We start from the raw sequence: 16,631 nt of genomic DNA, 5'->3' as shown, positions 1-16,631 counted from the left end.
TACCGCCTCTTGCCGTGCCGGTCCGGGTTGCCCCCGGCCCTTTGCCGCAAAGCCTACTCGTTCCCGAGCCCCTCGACCAGAGGCACGAAGCGCACCGGGCGAAGTTCCTCGTAATCAAAGCCGTTTTCGGTGCGGGTGACCCGGATCAGCTGCTGCACATGGTCCGATTGCCCCACAGGAAGCACCATGATGCCGCCGGGCTTCAGCTGCGCCATCAGGGGGCCGGGCGGGTCTTCGGCGGCGGCGGTCACAAGGATGCGGTCGAAGGGCGCCTGATCGGGCAGGCCGAAACTGCCGTCCGCGGTCATGGCGGTGACATTCACCAGACCAAGGCTGCGGAAGATATCGCCCGCCTCGCGCACCAGACGGCGCCAGCGGTCCACGGTATAGACCCGGCGGGCCAGCTGCGACAGGATCGCCGCCTGATAGCCGGACCCGGTGCCCACCTCCAGCACGGTGTCGCGGTGCCCCACGCGCAGGGCCTGCGTCATCAGCCCCACGACCGAGGGCTGGCTGATCGTCTGCCCGCAGGAGATGGGCAACGGCATATCCTCATAGGCGCGGCCCGAAAAGACGCCGCGCACGAACAGCCCGCGGTCCACCCGCTCCATCGCGGTCAGGACGCGGGCGTCGGTCACGCCATGCGAGCGAAGGGCAAAGAGAAAGCGCATCTTCCGTTCGGCCAATCCGGCCGCGGGATCGTCTTCCTCTCCCTCGGCCGCAGGTCCTGTCATGCCAGCCGGTCCGCCAGATCGGCCAGCAGATCATGCGCGGTCAGGTCGGCCCGCATCGGGGTGACGGAGATATGCCCCTGCAGGTTCACCGCAGCATCCGTGCCGGGCAGGGTGGGCGTATGCTGCGGCCCGCCCTTGATCCACAGGAACCGCCGGCCCGAAGGCGACATATGCGGATCGACCGAGAACGAGGTGTCGCGGCGGAACCCCTGCGGTGCCACCCGCGGCGCCAGCGTCCGCGCGGCCGGCAGCGGCGGGAAGTTCACATTGTAGAACACCCGGTAATCGTCCTGCGTCCAGATCCCGCGGTCCAGCAGCGCCCGCACCACGGCGGTGCCATGGTTGCGTGCACTTTCGAACGGATCGGCCAGCCCATCGGTTTCGCGTCCCATGAACTGCGACAGCGCGATAGAGGGAATGCCCTGAAGCGCGCCTTCCATCGCCCCGCCGATGGTGCCGGAATACAGGACGTTTTCGGCGGAATTGTTGCCGCGGTTCACGCCGGACAGCACCAGATCGGGGCGGGCGCCCTGCAGCACGTCATAGATCGCGGCCAGCACGCAATCGGCCGGGCTCCCCTCGGCGGCATAGCGCCGGGGGCCAAGCTTCGCGATCATCATCGGATGGGTATAGCTGATGCAATGCCCGACGCCGGATTGTTCGAAGGCGGGGGCGACGGTCCAGACCTCGCCCTCCGGGCCGGCGATGGCGGCGGCGATCTCCTCCAGCACCTGCAGGCCGGGGGCGTTTATGCCGTCATCGTTCGTAATGAGAATGCGCATGCGAAACCTTTGCTTTCAACCTGATTAGACGCTCCGGCCGGGGCGGGCAAGCCTTCCGCGGGCGCACCCGCCATGGCAAAGGGGCGCCCGCAGCGGGGCGCCCCTTCAGGGAACCGGGTGGGACCGGATCAGATCAGTTCAGCGGGCCCATCGGGGTTTCGGCGGCCACGGCAGCCTGGGTCGCGGCCAGTTCCGGGTCCGACACCAGACCATAGGCGGCCAGCGGGCCATCGGGGCCGGCCATCTCGTCCGAGACGAAGAACTCCACGAATTCCTTCAGGCCGGGGATCACGCCGATATGGGCCTTCTTCACGTAGAAGAACAGCGGGCGCGACACCGGATAGTCACCGGCGGCGATGCTTTCCACCGACGGGACAACCCCGCCCATGGTGGCGACCTTCAGCTTGTCGGTGTTGTTCTGGTAGAACGACAGGCCGAACACGCCGATGGCATTCTTGTCGGCATCCAGACGGGCCAGCGTCTCGGTATAGTCGCCGTCGATGTCGATCGACAGGCCGTCGGTGCGCAGCGCCATGCAGGAGGCTTCGGCGGCTTTCTTCTTGTCGGCCTCTTCGCCGGTCGCGGCGGCGAGGAACAGGTCATAGGCGCCGGTTTCCTTGCAGCCCGCCACCAGAACCTTGGTGTCGAAGACTTCGCGGGTGCCGTGCTTGGTGCCCGGGATCATCGCCAGGATCGGCTGGGCGGGCAGGGCGGCGTTGACTTCGTTCCATGCCTTGGCGGTGTTGGCGGTGATGGCGCCGTCCTTGGCCACGTCCTTGGCCAGCGCGCCGTAGATGTCGGCCGGGGTAAAGGCGAAATCGGCGCCGTTCACGTCCGAGGCGAAGACGATCCCGTCATAGCCGATGCGGATTTCCATGATCTCGGCCACGCCGTTGGTGGCGCAGAGGTCGATGTCAGATTGCGAGATGCGCGAGGAGGAGTTGGCGATGTCCACGGTGTTCTCGCCCACGCCTTCGCAGAGCTTCTTGCGGCCCGCTCCCGAACCGCCGCCTTCCACGACCGGGGTCGGGAAGTCGAAGTTTTCGCCGAAGGCTTCGGCGACGATGGTGGCATAGGGCAGCACGGTGGACGAGCCGGTGATCTGGATCTGGTCACGGGCATCAGCGGCGGTGGCGGCGGCGGCCAACGCCAGGGCCGAGGCGGCAAGCTTCAGGGTGTTCATGGATCGCTCCTTCGGGTCTTGGCCGCATCTCGGCCTGTCACGGCGCCGGAATAGGCGGGCTTCGTGACGCTGATCCTACGGATTTGTAACAGGGGGGTGACAATGCGGCTTTGCCGGGCGGTGCACAGGTCAAAGCGCCGCGGAAAGGACCGCGATCAGTGCTGCGGGCGGCAGGGGAACCGGATTGGCCTTCATGGAACTGGCCTGCAGGGAATCGGCGGCGATGCCGGGCAGGTCTGCCGCGGTCAGCCCGGCCGCGCCCAGACCGGGCAGTCCGGCCTGACGGGCCCAATGCGCCAGCGCCTCCGGCACGCCGTCGGGTGGGCAGGAGAGCGGCGGGGCCAGTGCCTCCAGCACCTGCCGCATTCGCGGGGCAAAAGCCGTGCCCTGCACCGCCGCATGGTTCGCGCGCAGGACTGGCCCCAGCAGCGCCCCGCAGATCGCGCCATGCGCGGCCCCGCTGCGCCCGCCGATCACCCCCGCCAGACCATGCACCGCACCAAGCCCCGCATTGGCCAGCGCAAGGCCGCCGGTCAGGCTGACATGGGCCATGGCGTCGCGGGCCTGCCGGTCTTCGCCCCGGCGCAGCCGTATCAGCGCAGGCAGGGCAAGGGGCAGCGCGGGCAGGGTCAGCGCGTCGGTATAGGACGTGGCGCGGCAGGAAAGGTAAGGCTCCACCACCTGCACTAAAGCATCAAGGCCGGAGGCGAGCGTGACCGGCCAAGGACAACCGTCGGTCAGGGCCGGGTCCACCACGGCCAGCCGTGCCAGCATGGCGGGATCGCGCAGGCTGACCTTGCGGCCATGGTCGGGCAGGCCGATCACCGCGTTCTTCGTGACCTCCGCCCCGGTGCCCGCGGTGGTGGGCAGAGCGATGAAAGGCAGCGGCGGGGCGGTCAACGGCAGGCCGCGGCCCACACCTTCCAGATGGTCCAGCGGGTCCCCGGGCGCGGGGATCAGCGCGGCCAGGGCTTTGCCCAGATCCAGCGCGGCCCCGCCGCCAAGGGCCGCCACCCAGTCGGGGCGGTGCGCGCGGGCGGCCCGAAGCGCGCCGGTCAGGTCGTCCAGCACCGGCTCCCGCACGGCAGCCACCGACAGGAGATCGCAGCCGGACAGCGCCGCGGTCAGTCCTGCCGCCCGGCCCGGATCGCGGCCATGCACCACGATCCCACGCGGGCCGAAGGCGCGGATCAGCGCGGGCGCCTGCGCGGCCGTCCCGCGGCCAAAGAGGATGCGAGGCGGCGCCTCGATGGCATAGGGCCGCATCAGAACGCCATGGTCGCGTTCACCGCGCGGGTCCAGCGGGCGTATTTCTCATCGCGCTCTACACCGTCCATTGCGGGGGTGAAGCGGCGGTCCAGCGCCCAGCTTTCGGCAAAGCGCGCCTCATCCGTCAGCCCGGCCTGCCGCGCGGCAAGGAAGGCCGCGCCAAGGGCGGTCGTCTCGGTCACCACGGGGCGGTCCACCGGCATGTCCAGAATGTCGGACAGGAATTGCATGGTCCAGTCGCTGGCCGTCATCCCGCCGTCCACGCGCAGGGTGCCGTCGGCGGCGGTGCCCCAGTCGCCCCGCATCGCCTCCAAGAGGTCGCGGGTCTGGTAACCCACGCTTTCCAGCGCCGCCCGCGCGATCTCGGCCGGGCCGGAGTTGCGGGTCAAGCCAAAGATCGCGCCCCGGCTGTCAGGTCGCCAATAGGGCGCACCAAGGCCGGTGAAGGCCGGCACCAGCACCACGCCCTGCGCCGGATCGGCGGTTTCGGCCAAAGGCTGCGTCTCACCCGCGGCGCGGATCATCCGCAGCCCGTCGCGCAGCCATTGCACCACGGCGCCCGCAATGAAGATCGACCCTTCCAGCGCATAGGTGGTGCGCCCGTCCAGCCGGTAGCCGATGGTCGTCAGCAGCCGGTTTTTCGAGGGCACCCTATCCGCCCCGGTGTTCAGCAGCGCAAAGCACCCCGTCCCGTAGGTCGATTTCATCATGCCGGGGTGAAAGCAGCCCTGCCCGATGGTCGCCGCCTGCTGGTCGCCCGCCACGCCCAGAATGGGGATCGCGCGGCCGAAAAGATCGGGCCGCGTTTCGCCGAAATCCGCGGCGCAATCGCGCACCTCGGGCAAGAGGGACATGGGAATGTTCAGAAGCGCGCAGATCTCGGCATCCCAGCAATGGTCCGCGATGTTGAAGAGAAGCGTGCGCGCAGCATTGGTGGCATCGGTGGCATGGATGCGCCCGCCGGTCAGGTTCCAGATCAGCCAGCTGTCCACCGTGCCGAAGGCCAGCTCTCCGCGCGCCGCGCGGGCGCGGGCGTCGGGCACATGGTCCAGCAGCCACGCCAGTTTGGTGCCCGAGAAATAGGGGTCCAGCCGAAGGCCGGTGCGGGCGGCGATCATCGGCTCATGCCCCTGATCGCGCAGCCGGGTGCACAGATCGGCGGTGCGGCGGTCCTGCCAGACAATCGCATTGTGCAGCGGCGTGCCGGTGGCGCGGTCCCACAGCAGCGTGGTTTCCCGCTGGTTGGTGATGCCGATGGCGGCAATATCCGCGGCGCCGGTCCCGGCCTTTTCGATGGCGGCGCGGGCGGTGGCGGCCACGGTGGACCACAGGTCGGACGGATCATGCTCCACCCAGCCGGGGGCGGGGTAGATCTGCGGAAACTCCTCCTGCGCGCTGGCCACGGGGCGCAAGGCCCCGCTGTTCGGATCCGCATCGAAGAGGATCGCGCGTGAGGAGGTGGTGCCCTGATCTATGGCAAGGATATGGGTCATTGGCCGGTCCTTGGTCGTGTGCCTTGGTCATGGGCTGTGTCAGGGGGGCACCGGCCCCATGTGACGGGGCCGGTGCCAGGAGGAGGCAGGCGGCGCGGGGCCGCCCGCCCGGAGGGTTTATTGCCAGGACTTGATCAGTTCATCATAGCTGATGGTTTCCGGGGCCGGGTCTTCGTTCTCCAGCTTGGCCACCGGCGCGCCGGGGGCGTCAAGCCAGACCTGCGGGTCCTGCGGCTCGTTCATCTTGGGGCCGATGTCGCCCTGAACGCCTGCACGCTCCAGCCGCTCCAGCACCTTTTCCTGCTCCTCGCACAGGGCATCCAGCGCCTCTTGCGGGGTCTTGGCGCCGGACATGGCGTCGCCGATGTTCTGCCACCACAGCTGCGCCAGCTTCGGATAGTCCGGGATATTGGTCCCGGTGGGCGACCATGCCACGCGGGCGGGGCTGCGGTAGAACTCGACCAGACCGCCCAGTTCCGGCGCGCGCTTGGTAAAGCTGTCGTGCTGGATGGTGGATTCGCGCACGAAGGTCAGGCCGACATGGGATTTCTTCACGTCCACCGTCTTTGACGCCACGAACTGCGCGTAAAGCCATGCGGCCTGCGCGCGGTCGACCGGGGTCGATTCCATCAGCGTCCACGAGCCCACGTCCTGATAGCCGACCTTGGTGCCTTCGGTCCAATAGGCGCCATGGGGGCTGGGGGCCATGCGCCATTTCGGCGTGCCGTCGGCGTTCATCACCGGCAGGCCGGGCTTGACCATGTCGGCGGTGAAGGCGGTGTACCAGAACATCTGCTGCGCGATATTGCCCTGGGCGGGGACGGGACCGGCCTCGCCGAAGGTCATGCCCTGCGCTTCGGGGGGCGTGAACTTCTGCAGCCATTCGATGGCTTTGGTCACCGCATAGACGGCGGCAGCATCGTTCGTCGCCCCACCGCGCGCCACGCAGGAGCCGACAGGACGCGAGTTTTCATCGACGCGGATGCCCCATTCGTCGACCGGAAGGCCGTTCGGTTCGCCCTTGTCGCCCATGCCGGCCATCGACATCCACGCATCGGTGTAACGCCAGCCGAGCGAGGGGTCCTTCTTGCCGTAGTCCATGTTGCCATAGACGCCCGAGGACGGGCCGCCCGCATAGCTCATGTCGCGGCCGGTGAAGAATTCGGCGATGTCCTCATAGGCCGACCAGTTCAGCGGAACGCCAAGGTCATAGCCATACTTGGCCTTGAAATCCTCCATCGTCTTGGGGTCCGTGAACCAGTCGTAGCGGAACCAGTAGAGGTTGGCGAACTGCTGGTCGGGCAGCTGGTAGAGTTCCCCATCCGGCGCGGTGGTGAACTTGATGCCGATGAAGTCCTCAAGGTCGAGGTTCGGGTTCGTCACCGCCGCCCCGTCGCCCGCCATCCAGTCGGTCAGACTGCGCGCCTGTTTATAGCGCCAGTGGGTGCCGATCAGGTCGCTGTCGTTGATGTAGGCGTCATAGATATTCTCGCCCGACTGCATCTGTGTCTGCAGCTTTTCGACCACATCGCCTTCACCGATCAGGTCATGGGTGATCTTGATGCCGGTGATGGCGGTGAAGGCCGGGGCCAGCACCTTGGATTCGTATTCATGGGTCGTGATGGTTTCCGACACGACTTTGATGTCCATGCCCGCATAGGGCTTGGCCGCGTCGATGAACCATTGCATCTCGGCTTCCTGTTCGGCCCGGGGCAGGGACGACAGATCGCCGATTTCGCTGTCGAGAAAGGCCTTGGCCGCGTCCATGTCGGCCCATGCGGGCGCGCCAAGGGCCATGAGCGCAAGCGCCATGGCGGTTCCGGTGTATCTCAGTCTCATGCTTTCCTCCCAGAATGTTGAGACGTTTCAGCGTATTGGCCGGGTCCGCGGGTCCTTCTTCCCCCCGCGGGACCGGCAGGGGCCGGATCAGGCGAGGGCGAAGACCGCCGCCGCCCAGATCAGGCAGAGCGCCAGCGCCCACCACACGGGCGGACCGGCGAAGAACAGCCAGATCAGGCAGATGAAGGCCGAGCCGAGCAGGCTGATGAACAGCCGGTCGCCTCGGGTCGTCTCGATCCGCAGGATGCCCACGCGGGGCGTCTCGGGCCAGCGGATCGCAAGCAGCGTCATGGTGATCAGAAGCGCGGCGATCACCCAGAAGAAGACGGCCACCGGAAAGGTCCAGGCCATCCAGCCGCCGGGGATCATCGGGGCGAAGATGTCCTTCACCCCATCCTTCGCCGGGACCGCCCACCAGAGCGCGGCAAGAATGCCGAGCATGAGCAGGGCGAAGGCGGCGTAGATCGTGGTCCAGCGGGAAGCGGTCATGCGGCGGCTCCTGTGCGAAGCATTTCTGGCGGGCCCCATCGGCCCTGCCACGGCGCAGCGGCCGGGCCTTGTCCCGGACGGAGGCCCAAAGCCTCCGTCCAGCCCCCGCCCGCCCCATGGCGGGGGCTAACCCCCGCCCGGGCGGGGGCCGGACGGTGTTGCTCGGGGTCGAAACGATCTCTGCCGCAGCGACGCCCTTCCGCGCGGAGAAAGGCAGTGCCCTTCCTGTTCCGCGCACGATCCGGTGTGATGCAGGCGCCCATCACACCCTCCCCAGGGCAAAGCCCTTGGCGATGTAGTTGCGCACGAACCAGATGACCAAGGCGCCGGGCACGATGGTCAGCACCCCTGCCGCCGCCAGAACGCCCCAATCCATGCCCGATGCGCTGACGGTGCGGGTCATGGTGGCGGCGATGGGTTTGGCGTTGACCGATGTCAGCGTGCGCGACAGCAGCAGCTCCACCCACGAGAACATGAAGCAGAAGAAGGCAGCGACCCCGATCCCGCTGGCGATCAGCGGCATGAAGATCTTCACGAAGAACCGCGGGAAGCTGTAGCCGTCGATATAGGCGGTCTCGTCGATCTCTTTCGGCACGCCCCGCATGAAGCCTTCAAGGATCCACACCGCCAGAGGCACGTTGAACAGGCAATGCGCCAGCGCCACCGCGATGTGCGTGTCGAAAAGGCCCAGGCTGGAATACAGCTGGAAGAACGGCAGCGCAAAGACCGCGGGCGGCGACATGCGGTTGGTCAAGAGCCAGAAGAACAGATGCTTGTCGCCCATGAAATTGTAGCGCGAGAAAGCATAGGCCGCAGGCAAGGCCACCGTGATCGAAATCACCGTGTTCATAACGACATAGATGATGGAGTTCACGTAACCCATATACCAGCTGGGATCGGTCAGGATCACGGCGTAGTTGCGGAAGGTCAGGTTCGCGGGGAAGAGCGTGAAGGTCGAGGTGATCTCGGTATTGGTCTTCAGGCTCATGTTCACCAGCCAGTAGATCGGCAACAGGAGGAACAGGAGGTAGACCGTCATCACCACGGCAGAGGAACGGATGCGCATCTCAGTGCCCCCCCTCTTGCGGCTGATCGGCCCGGTCAAGGTTGGTCATCACGGTGTAGAACACCCAGGACACCAGCAGGATCACAAGGAAATACATGATCGAGAAGGCGGCGGCCGGGCCAAGGTCGAACTGGCCCACCGCCATCTTCACAAGGTCGATCGACAGGAAGGTGGTGGCATTGCCCGGGCCGCCGCCGGTGACCACGAACGGCTCGGTATAGATCATGAAACTGTCCATGAACCGCAGCAGGATGGCGATCAGCAGCACACCCTTCATCTTCGGCAGCTCGATATAGCGGAAGACGGCCCAGCGGCTGGCCTGATCGATCTTGGCGGCCTGATAATAGGCCTGCGGGATGGATTGCAGCCCGGCATAGCACAGAAGCGCCACGAGCGAGGTCCAGTGCCAGACATCCATCACGATGACGGTGATCCAGGCATCCACCGCGTCGTTGGTATAGTTGTAGTCGATGCCAAGCGCGGCCAAAGTCCGGCCCAGAAGGCCGATGTCCACCCGCCCGAAGATCTGCCAGATCGTGCCGACCACGTTGAACGGGATCAAGAGCGGCAGCGCCATCAGCACAAGGCAGAACGACGCCCAGAAGCCCTTTTTCGGCATGTTCAGCGCGATATAGATGCCCAAAGGCACCTCGATCGCCAGAATGATGGCCGAGAACACCACCTGCCGGCCAAGGGCGGCATGCAGCCGGTCGGAATGGACCATCTCGTCGAACCAGTCGAGCCCGGCCCAGAAGAACTGGTTGTTGCCGAATGTGTCGTTGACCGAATAGTTCACCACCGTCATCAGGGGGATGATGGCCGAGATCGCCACCAGTACCAGCACGGGCAGGACAAGGAACCACGCCTTGTTGTTCTGTGTCTTCTCCATGGCTCAGGCCCCCGTGGGTGCGACGCGCCAGTCGGCGTCATAGACATTGATCCGGCCCGGCGCGAAGCTCAGCCGCGGGCTGGCGGGCAGGCTTTCGCCTTCGTGCAGGATGGCGTTGACGGGGTGCCCCTCGAACCTTCCGCGCAGGATGCGGTGGCGACCGACATCTTCGACCCGGTCCACCCGCACCGGCAGGCCCTGGTCGGAAATCTGCAGATATTCCGGGCGGATGCCGATCTTCGCCTCTCCTTTCATCACCGGATATTCGGCGCCCAGATCGACCGTGGCGCCGCCCACACGTGCCATGCGGCCCGAGACCTGCGCGGGCAGCAGGTTCATCCCGGGTGAGCCGATGAAATAGCCCACGAAAGTATGGGCGGGCGCCTCGAACAGCTCTTCCGGGGTGCCCATCTGCACCACCCGGCCTTCGTGCATCACCACCACCTTGTCGGCGAAGGTCAGCGCCTCGGTCTGGTCATGGGTTACGTAGATCATCGTATGGCCGAACTGGCGGTGCAGCTGTTTCAGCTGGGTCCGCAGTTCCCATTTCATATGCGGGTCGATGACGGTCAGCGGCTCGTCAAACAGGATGGCGTTCACGTCCTCGCGCACCATGCCGCGGCCAAGGCTGATCTTCTGCTTGGCATCCGCGGTCAGCCCGCGGGCACGGCGCGACAGCATGGCCTCCATCCCGATCATCCGGGCGATGCGGTCCACCCGCTCGGCAATATAGGCCGGCTCCATCCCGCGGTTCTTCAGCGGGAAGGCCAGATTGTCGCGCACGGTCATCGTGTCGTAGACGACCGGAAACTGGAACACCTGCGCGATGTTGCGCTCGGCCGTCTCGGCCCCGGTCACGTCGCGGTTGCCGAAGAGGACGCGGCCATGGCTCGGGCGCACCAGACCGGAAATGATGTTCAAAAGCGTGGTCTTGCCGCAGCCCGAGGCGCCGAGAAGGGCATAGGCACCGCCGTCCTGCCAGACATGGGTCATTTCCTTCAGCGCATAGTCGCTGTCGCGCGTGGGGTTGGGCAGGTAGCTGTGGGCAAGGTTTTCAAGGGTGATCTGGGCCATGGTTCAGGCCGCCATCGCATAGGGGGCGGGGGCGACCAGCTGCCCCTCCGGCCCGAAGACATAGACATGCGCCGGGTCCAGCCAGACCGAAACCGCGCTGCCGGGCGTCAGGTCATGCACGCCCCCCACCAGCCCGATCCAGCGGTCGGTGCCATGCAGCACATGGACAAAGGTCTCTGACCCGGTGATCTCGGTCACGGCCACGCTGCAGGCGAATTCCACCGCCGAACCGGAATGGCGGTTCAGCGCGACATGGTTTGCCCGGAACCCCGCGGTATAGCGGCCATCGGGCAAAGCGGAGAGCGGGCCTTCGGCGGGGGCATTGGCGGTGCCGCCGAAATTCACCCGGTGCCCGTCCTTGAACATCGGGACGAAATTCATCGGCGGATCGCTGAAGACGCGGGCGGTGGTGGCATCGGCGGGCAGGCGATAGACCCGCGGCGTCGGGCCGAACTGGGTGACGCGGCCCTCCCACAGAGTGGCGGTATTGCCGCCCAGAAGCAGCGCCTCTTCCGGCTCTGTCGTGGCATAGACGAAGATCGCGCCGGATTCCTCAAAGATGCGGGGGATTTCGATCCGCAGCTCCTCGCGCAGCTTGTAGTCAAGGTTGGCCAGCGGTTCGTCCAGAAGGACCAGCCCCGCACCCTTGACCAGCGCGCGGGCCAAAGCGCAGCGCTGCTGCTGGCCGCCCGACAGTTCCAGCGGTTTGCGCGGCAGCATCGGCGTCAGGCGCAGCATCTCGGCCGTGGCGCGGACGGCGCGGTCGATCTCGGCCGCGGGGCGGCGCAGCAGCCGCAGGGGCGAGGCGATATTCTCATAGACTGTCAGCCCGGGGTAATTGATGAACTGCTGGTAGACCATGGCGACGCCGCGGTCCTGCACGCGCATGCCCGTGACATCTTTGCCGTTCCAGAACACGCGCCCGGTGGTGGGCTGGTCCAGCCCGGCCATCAGCCGCATCAGCGTGGTCTTGCCGGACAAAGTGGGGCCAAGCAGCACGTTCATCGTGCCCTTTTCCAGCCGCAGGTCGGTGGGGTGGATATGGGCACGTCCCGAAACGGACTTGCCCACAGCCTTCAGGTCCAGCGTCATCTTTCCTCCCTCGTCCCGCCCCTGTCAGGCGGGTGTCGTCTCCGTTCCGGTCAGGGCACCGGCCATGTAGGCGCGGATGGCTGCGGTCTCCTCCTCCGAGAGCCGCAGGCCCAGCTTGCTGCGCCGCCAGATCACATCTTCGGCGGAGCGGGCATATTCGCGTGTCATCAGCCAGCGCAGTTCCGCCTCGCTGAGCGTGGCGCCGAAATCGCGGCCCAGATCGGCGGCGGTCTTCGCGTCGCCCAGAATGGCGCGCGTCTCGGTCCCGTAGGACCGGACAAGGCGGGTGGCCCAGTATTCCGTCAGGAACGGATATTGCGTCCGCAGCGCCGCGATCAGTGCGGCCACCCCGTCCACCGGGAAATCACCGCCGGGCAGGGTGACGCGGGCGGTCCATGCGCCGCGGGCCTGAGGGAAATGCGGGGCGAGCTTCGCCAGCGCCGATTCCGCCAGACGGCGGTAGGTGGTGATCTTGCCGCCGAAGACGTTCAGCAGGGGCGCCCCCGCGGTATCAAGGCTGAGCACATAATCCCGCGTCGCCGCCGTGGCCGACTTCGCGCCGTCGTTATACAGCGGACGGACGCCGGAATAGGTCCAGACCACATCCGCCGCGGTCACCGGCTTGCGGAAATACTGGCTGGCAAAGGCGCAGAGGTAATCGCGTTCCTCATCGGTGCAGCGCGGGTCGGCCGGGGCGCCCTTGTGGTCCTTGTCGGTGGTGCCGATCAGGGTGAAATCCTGCTCATAGGGGATGGCAAAGATGATCCGCCCGTCCGACCCCTGAAAGAAATAGCAGCGGTCATGGTCGAACAGCCGCCGGGTGACGATATGGCTGCCGCGGACCAGCCGCACGCCTTCGGTCGAATTGATGCGGGCGACATTGCGGATCACATCCTCGACCCAGGGGCCGCCGGCATTCACCAATGCGCGGGCGCGGTGGATCACCGGGCCGTCCGGGCCTTCGGTGCGCACCTCCCACAGATCGCCACTGCGCAGCGCGCTGACCACACGGGTGCGGGTCAGGATGCGGGCGCCGCGGGCCTGCGCATCACGCGCATTCAGCACGACAAGACGCGAATCCTGCACCCAGCAATCGGAATATTCATAGGCCTTGTGGAACCGCGGCTGCAGCGGTTTGCCCGCAGGATCGGCGCTCAGGTCCAGTGTCCGCGTCGCAGGCAGGATCTTGCGCCCGCCCAGCCGGTCATACATCGCCAGCCCCAGCCGGATCAGCCAATCGGGCCGCCGTCCGCGCAGCCAAGGCATCACCATGCCCAGAAGCCGCGCCGTGGGCGTGTCATTCTCGAACCGCATCTCGGGTGACAGGGGCAGCACGAACCGCATGGGCCAGCTGATATGCGGCATGGCGGTCAGCAGCGTCTCGCGCTCTTCCAATGCCTCGCGCACCAGACGGAATTCGAAATATTCCAGATAGCGCAACCCGCCATGAAACAGCTTGGTCGAGGCGGAAGAGGTGGCCTGCGCCAGATCGCCCTGTTCGGCCAGCGTGACCGAAAGCCCGCGCCCGGCGGCATCCCGCGCGATGCCGCAGCCGTTGATCCCGCCGCCGATCACGAAGAGATCGGACACGCTGTTCTGCGGCAAGGTATCGGAGAGAGAGGGATGAACGGTCACGGCAGTGTTGCTCCTATGTGCCAGAACCTGCGGCGAATCCCCTGTATTCGTCAATCATCAATTTTCGTTTTTGTTCGTTTTTAATGTAATCGAATATTTTCGCATGCAGAATATAGTAGATCAAACGAAATCATGGGATTATCGCGCGCGTCTTCGCGCCAGCAGAGAAAATACGCGTAAAATCGCGGGATTTGTCGCCGCGCCGACCCCGTGACAGCGCGGGCGCAACATGCATGATGACGGAAAATCACAGGGCCACAGGGCCGAAGGTCCAGGGCAGGGGGGATGGATGGCGCTGAGCTTCCGGCAGGCGGAAATCCTTGACATCGCGCGGGCCGAGGGGCGCGTCGTGGTCGAGGATCTGGCGCAACGGTTCGATGTCACGCTGCAGACCATCCGCCGCGATCTGGCCGAACTGGCCGAGGCGGGGCATCTGGACCGTGTGCATGGCGGGGCGGTGGCGCGCACCGGCGTAGCGAACATCGCCTATGACAGCCGCCGCAAGATGCATGACGGGGCCAAGGCCGCAATCGCGCGGGCCTGCGCGGCGGCGATCCCGGACAATTCCAGCCTGATCCTGAACCTTGGCACCACGACCGAAGCGGTGGCTCGCGCGCTTTTGCAGCACCAAAGCCTGACGGTGGTGACGAACAATATGAATGTGGCGAGTATCCTTGTGGCCAACCCCTCCTGCGAGGTTGTGGTGGCGGGCGGTTCGCTTCGTCGGTCCGATGGCGGTCTGGTGGGAGAGCTGACGACGCAGTTCTTCGCGCAGTTCAAGGTGGATTTCGCGGTAATCGGCTGCTCCGCGGTCGATACCGATGGCGATGTGCTGGACTATGATCTGGCCGAGGTGCGGGTGTCCAAGGCCATTCTCAGCCGGGCGCGGACCAGTTTTCTGGTGACAGACCATTCCAAATTCCAGCGGTCCGCCCCGGCGCGGCTGTGCGCGCTGGCCGATCTGGACGCGGTCTTCACCGACCGTGCACTGGCGCCCGCCCTGATGCGTTCCTGTCAGGAGGCGGGCACCGCGGTGCATGTCGCCCGCGACTGATCAGAGCGAGAGCAGCGTTTCCGTCAGGGGCGAGGCCGGGTCTTCCAGCCCGTCGATCACGTTGAAATGGTGCTGACCGGGGGCGGGTGTCCACGGACAGCCCCATTCCTCGGACAGGGTGCGCGCCTGCCACAGAAAGGCCGGGCGCTCCTGCGAGCCGACCCAGACATGGGCCGAGGTGCCGCGCCGCAGGGCCAGCCGCGCCGGGCTTTCCGCCGCCACCTCTTCGGCATCCAGTCGCAGGTCGCGGTTCATCGCGGTCGCCCGCAAAGGCTCCAGCTCGGCCAGGGGCGAGATCGGCACCACCCGCGCCACCGGCAGATGCAGATCGGCACAGCCCATGCGCGCGGCCAGATGCCCGCCCGCGGAATGGCCGGTCACGATCAGCGGGCCGGGAATTTCCGCAGCCACGAAGCGCAGCGCCGCCGCAATCTCGCGCGTCATGGCGCCGATCCGCGCCTCAGGGGCCAGCGTGTAGGAGGGCAGCGCCACCGCCCAGCCCCGCGCCAGCGGTCCCGCCGCCAGATGCGACCAGTCTTCCCGCCCGAAAGCCAGCCAATAGCCGCCATGTACAAAGACCACCGTGCCGCGCGCCGGGGTGTCCGGCAGGAACAGGTCAAGCTTCTGCCGGGCTTCGGGACCATAGGGCAGATCCAGCCGTGCACGCGGGCCAAGGCCTGCCCGGAAGGCCGCCGATTTCGCCTGCCAGCGCGCAGGATAATCGGTGGCGCCCGGAATAAACGCGCCGTTGGCATAATCGCGGTCCGGATCGGGATGGGCATAGGGCGGATTCATGGTCCCTTAGGTGTAGCGGCCCGCCGCCGCCCCGCGCAAGGCCGTAGGGCTGGGACGGCCTTGCCCGGATGGGACTGAGCCTGTGCGGCTCTCCGCCCGATCCCCTTGGGTCTTTGCATTGACTGTCGCGCCCCAGGGCCAATTGCCGGATCAATGAAGGCGCGGGGACATTTGCTTCCGCTGGATTCATGGGCACCGGGTTCCGCCGGCATGTGGTGCCCTTGAATTCGATCACGCAAGCACGGCGTTTTTGCAGCCCTCTAAAATGGATATTTTTCTTATAAAATACATTAGGTTATACTGTCTTCATAAGTAAACCATCCCCCCGGTTCTCACACGACGAACCGGTCCAGCTGCTCTGCCTCGCCTCGCGAGCGTGGGTCGCTGCCGCTCTGGCTGGACAGGGGGTGATCTGGCCCGCGCTGCCTGATGGCGCGCCCGGTCTGCCTGCGGTGTTCCCGGATGCCGCAATCCGGTTCTGCCTGACGATCAAGGTTTTGTTCTGGCCGCCGCGAAGCAGACGACCGGTAGGATGGCCAGCCTGCTGAAGCTGGTCGGCCTGGACCGGGACGGATCTGATGGCACCGCCTTGGGCCGCCGACAGAAAACGCGCGCTGTCCAGACCCCGTATCGGCGCTCCGGTGGCCCGCTCAATCGGCTGGATGACAACACAGGCATGATGAGCCGTCAGCACCATGGACCCGGAACACATTCTTCGCCAGATTCAGTCCGACCGTGGTAATCTCCGACATGACCGCCTCCCGATATGGATTGTTGCGATACCTCCTTGGCACGTCGATGCCGTCGAGGGTGGTGGCCGCAACAAGGCCCCTCGTGCCCGTAATGGTGGACGCCTATCTGACTTCCGCCGAGTTCAAGGTGAAAAGCACCCGCACCCAAGACGATTACTGGAAATGGGCGCTGCGCTTCGCGGTCGAGCTCAAAGAGGGCCCGGTGGCGATGTTTGAGGAACCGGCCTCGCGGGGCGAGGTCAACGAATGGCGGCAACAGTGGGCGCATTCGGTGAAACAATTTGATTGCGCCGGAACAGTGGTTACGCTGATCTTGAATTGGGCGAAGGCTACCGCGACGGCTTGCAGCTGATCTACTCGACGTTGTTGCACTTATCGGTGATGCGGATTCACGTCGTGAATCCTGAGCGTTAGATTCGGTCCATGCCGAAGCCTTCCTCTGCCCGCTACCGCACGACGAACTGGCCCGCCTACAATGCGGCCCT

The 16,631-nt window shown here is 66.1% G+C and carries 15 protein-coding genes and 1 pseudogene; 3 read left to right on the top strand and 13 right to left on the bottom strand.

The features are described from left to right. Positions 1-53: 53 nt before the first annotated feature. The 12 genes from ACO2Q5_RS21905 to glpD all read right to left on the bottom strand — a co-directional run bounded on the left by ACO2Q5_RS21905 (position 54) and on the right by glpD (position 13,545). Positions 54-734: a protein-L-isoaspartate(D-aspartate) O-methyltransferase gene (locus ACO2Q5_RS21905; RefSeq protein WP_423295027.1), complete on the bottom strand. Its 681-nt coding sequence runs from the start codon at positions 732-734 to the stop codon at positions 54-56. Next, entirely contained in the window at positions 731-1,516 is a 786-nt protein-coding gene (surE, locus tag ACO2Q5_RS21900; protein WP_423295025.1) for a 5'/3'-nucleotidase SurE, read from the bottom strand. Before surE ends, ACO2Q5_RS21905 begins: the two co-directional genes overlap by 4 nt. 133 nt (positions 1,517-1,649) lie before the next feature. Beyond that, positions 1,650-2,699: a PstS family phosphate ABC transporter substrate-binding protein gene (locus ACO2Q5_RS21895; protein ID WP_423295023.1), complete on the bottom strand. Its 1,050-nt coding sequence runs from the start codon at positions 2,697-2,699 to the stop codon at positions 1,650-1,652. Positions 2,700-2,828: 129 nt separating this feature from the next. Continuing rightward, complete coding sequence (locus ACO2Q5_RS21890; RefSeq protein WP_423295021.1) at positions 2,829-3,965, bottom strand: iron-containing alcohol dehydrogenase; 1,137 nt, start codon at positions 3,963-3,965, stop codon at positions 2,829-2,831. Further along, positions 3,965-5,461: a glycerol kinase GlpK gene (glpK, locus tag ACO2Q5_RS21885; RefSeq protein WP_423295019.1), complete on the bottom strand. Its 1,497-nt coding sequence runs from the start codon at positions 5,459-5,461 to the stop codon at positions 3,965-3,967. Before glpK ends, ACO2Q5_RS21890 begins: the two co-directional genes overlap by 1 nt. 117 nt (positions 5,462-5,578) lie before the next feature. Then, a complete protein-coding gene (locus ACO2Q5_RS21880; protein ID WP_423295017.1) occupies positions 5,579-7,300 on the bottom strand; it encodes an ABC transporter substrate-binding protein in 1,722 nt (573 codons plus the stop codon). 87 nt (positions 7,301-7,387) lie between these two features. Beyond that, positions 7,388-7,789: a DUF2160 domain-containing protein gene (locus tag ACO2Q5_RS21875; protein WP_423295015.1), complete on the bottom strand. Its 402-nt coding sequence runs from the start codon at positions 7,787-7,789 to the stop codon at positions 7,388-7,390. 262 nt (positions 7,790-8,051) lie between these two features. Beyond that, on the bottom strand, positions 8,052-8,855 hold the full coding sequence (locus ACO2Q5_RS21870; RefSeq protein ID WP_423295013.1) for a carbohydrate ABC transporter permease: 804 nt from the start codon (positions 8,853-8,855) through the stop codon (positions 8,052-8,054). A 1-nt stretch (position 8,856) separates the two neighbouring features. Continuing rightward, positions 8,857-9,744: a carbohydrate ABC transporter permease gene (locus ACO2Q5_RS21865; RefSeq protein WP_423295010.1), complete on the bottom strand. Its 888-nt coding sequence runs from the start codon at positions 9,742-9,744 to the stop codon at positions 8,857-8,859. Positions 9,745-9,747: 3 nt separating this feature from the next. Then, positions 9,748-10,818, bottom strand: a complete 1,071-nt coding sequence (locus ACO2Q5_RS21860; RefSeq protein WP_423295008.1) for an ABC transporter ATP-binding protein — start codon at positions 10,816-10,818, stop codon at positions 9,748-9,750. A gap of 3 nt (positions 10,819-10,821) precedes the next feature. Beyond that, a complete protein-coding gene (locus ACO2Q5_RS21855) occupies positions 10,822-11,910 on the bottom strand; it encodes an ABC transporter ATP-binding protein (RefSeq protein WP_423295006.1) in 1,089 nt (362 codons plus the stop codon). Positions 11,911-11,934: 24 nt separating this feature from the next. Then, a complete protein-coding gene (glpD, locus tag ACO2Q5_RS21850; RefSeq protein ID WP_423295004.1) occupies positions 11,935-13,545 on the bottom strand; it encodes a glycerol-3-phosphate dehydrogenase in 1,611 nt (536 codons plus the stop codon). Positions 13,546-13,834: 289 nt separating this feature from the next. On the opposite strand from glpD, the gene ACO2Q5_RS21845 reads away from it, so the two are divergent. Then, complete coding sequence (locus ACO2Q5_RS21845) at positions 13,835-14,599, top strand: DeoR/GlpR family DNA-binding transcription regulator (protein ID WP_423295002.1); 765 nt, start codon at positions 13,835-13,837, stop codon at positions 14,597-14,599. Here ACO2Q5_RS21845 and ACO2Q5_RS21840 read toward each other — a convergent pair whose 3' ends face one another. After that, on the bottom strand, positions 14,600-15,394 hold the full coding sequence (locus tag ACO2Q5_RS21840) for an alpha/beta hydrolase (RefSeq protein WP_423295000.1): 795 nt from the start codon (positions 15,392-15,394) through the stop codon (positions 14,600-14,602). Between the two features lie 321 nt (positions 15,395-15,715). On the opposite strand from ACO2Q5_RS21840, the pseudogene ACO2Q5_RS21835 reads away from it, so the two are divergent. Both ACO2Q5_RS21835 and ACO2Q5_RS21830 read left to right on the top strand, forming a co-directional pair. Continuing rightward, positions 15,716-16,073 (top strand): annotated as a pseudogene (locus ACO2Q5_RS21835) (transposase); the annotation flags it as partial. Positions 16,074-16,237: 164 nt separating this feature from the next. Then, positions 16,238-16,498 (top strand): hypothetical protein, encoded by a 261-nt coding sequence (locus ACO2Q5_RS21830; protein ID WP_423294998.1) that lies wholly within the window; start codon positions 16,238-16,240, stop codon positions 16,496-16,498. The last annotated feature ends 133 nt before the right edge of the window (positions 16,499-16,631 follow it).

The sequence above is a fragment of the Neotabrizicola sp. VNH66 genome (genome assembly GCF_049445895.1).
Classification (GTDB): Bacteria; Pseudomonadota; Alphaproteobacteria; order Rhodobacterales; family Rhodobacteraceae; genus Pseudogemmobacter.
Note: the sequence above shows the minus strand (reverse complement) of the source record. Positions and strands in the feature narration are given on the sequence as shown.

What these genes read in the sequence shown, in the direction of transcription:
- ACO2Q5_RS21890 (WP_423295021.1), bottom strand. Translation starts at nt 3,965, where the DNA reads ATGCGGCCCTATGCCATCGAGGCGCCGCCTCGCATCCTCTTTGGCCGC.
- ACO2Q5_RS21840 (WP_423295000.1), bottom strand. Translation starts at nt 15,394, where the DNA reads ATGAATCCGCCCTATGCCCATCCCGATCCGGACCGCGATTATGCCAAC.
- ACO2Q5_RS21880 (WP_423295017.1), bottom strand. Translation starts at nt 7,300, where the DNA reads ATGAGACTGAGATACACCGGAACCGCCATGGCGCTTGCGCTCATGGCC.
- ACO2Q5_RS21905 (WP_423295027.1), bottom strand. Translation starts at nt 734, where the DNA reads ATGACAGGACCTGCGGCCGAGGGAGAGGAAGACGATCCCGCGGCCGGA.
- ACO2Q5_RS21895 (WP_423295023.1), bottom strand. Translation starts at nt 2,699, where the DNA reads ATGAACACCCTGAAGCTTGCCGCCTCGGCCCTGGCGTTGGCCGCCGCC.
- ACO2Q5_RS21870 (WP_423295013.1), bottom strand. Translation starts at nt 8,855, where the DNA reads ATGCGCATCCGTTCCTCTGCCGTGGTGATGACGGTCTACCTCCTGTTC.
- ACO2Q5_RS21875 (WP_423295015.1), bottom strand. Translation starts at nt 7,789, where the DNA reads ATGACCGCTTCCCGCTGGACCACGATCTACGCCGCCTTCGCCCTGCTC.
- ACO2Q5_RS21865 (WP_423295010.1), bottom strand. Translation starts at nt 9,744, where the DNA reads ATGGAGAAGACACAGAACAACAAGGCGTGGTTCCTTGTCCTGCCCGTG.
- ACO2Q5_RS21855 (WP_423295006.1), bottom strand. Translation starts at nt 11,910, where the DNA reads ATGACGCTGGACCTGAAGGCTGTGGGCAAGTCCGTTTCGGGACGTGCC.
- ACO2Q5_RS21860 (WP_423295008.1), bottom strand. Translation starts at nt 10,818, where the DNA reads ATGGCCCAGATCACCCTTGAAAACCTTGCCCACAGCTACCTGCCCAAC.
- ACO2Q5_RS21830 (WP_423294998.1), top strand. Translation starts at nt 16,238, where the DNA reads ATGGTGGACGCCTATCTGACTTCCGCCGAGTTCAAGGTGAAAAGCACC.
- ACO2Q5_RS21845 (WP_423295002.1), top strand. Translation starts at nt 13,835, where the DNA reads ATGGCGCTGAGCTTCCGGCAGGCGGAAATCCTTGACATCGCGCGGGCC.
- surE (WP_423295025.1), bottom strand. Translation starts at nt 1,516, where the DNA reads ATGCGCATTCTCATTACGAACGATGACGGCATAAACGCCCCCGGCCTG.
- glpK (WP_423295019.1), bottom strand. Translation starts at nt 5,461, where the DNA reads ATGACCCATATCCTTGCCATAGATCAGGGCACCACCTCCTCACGCGCG.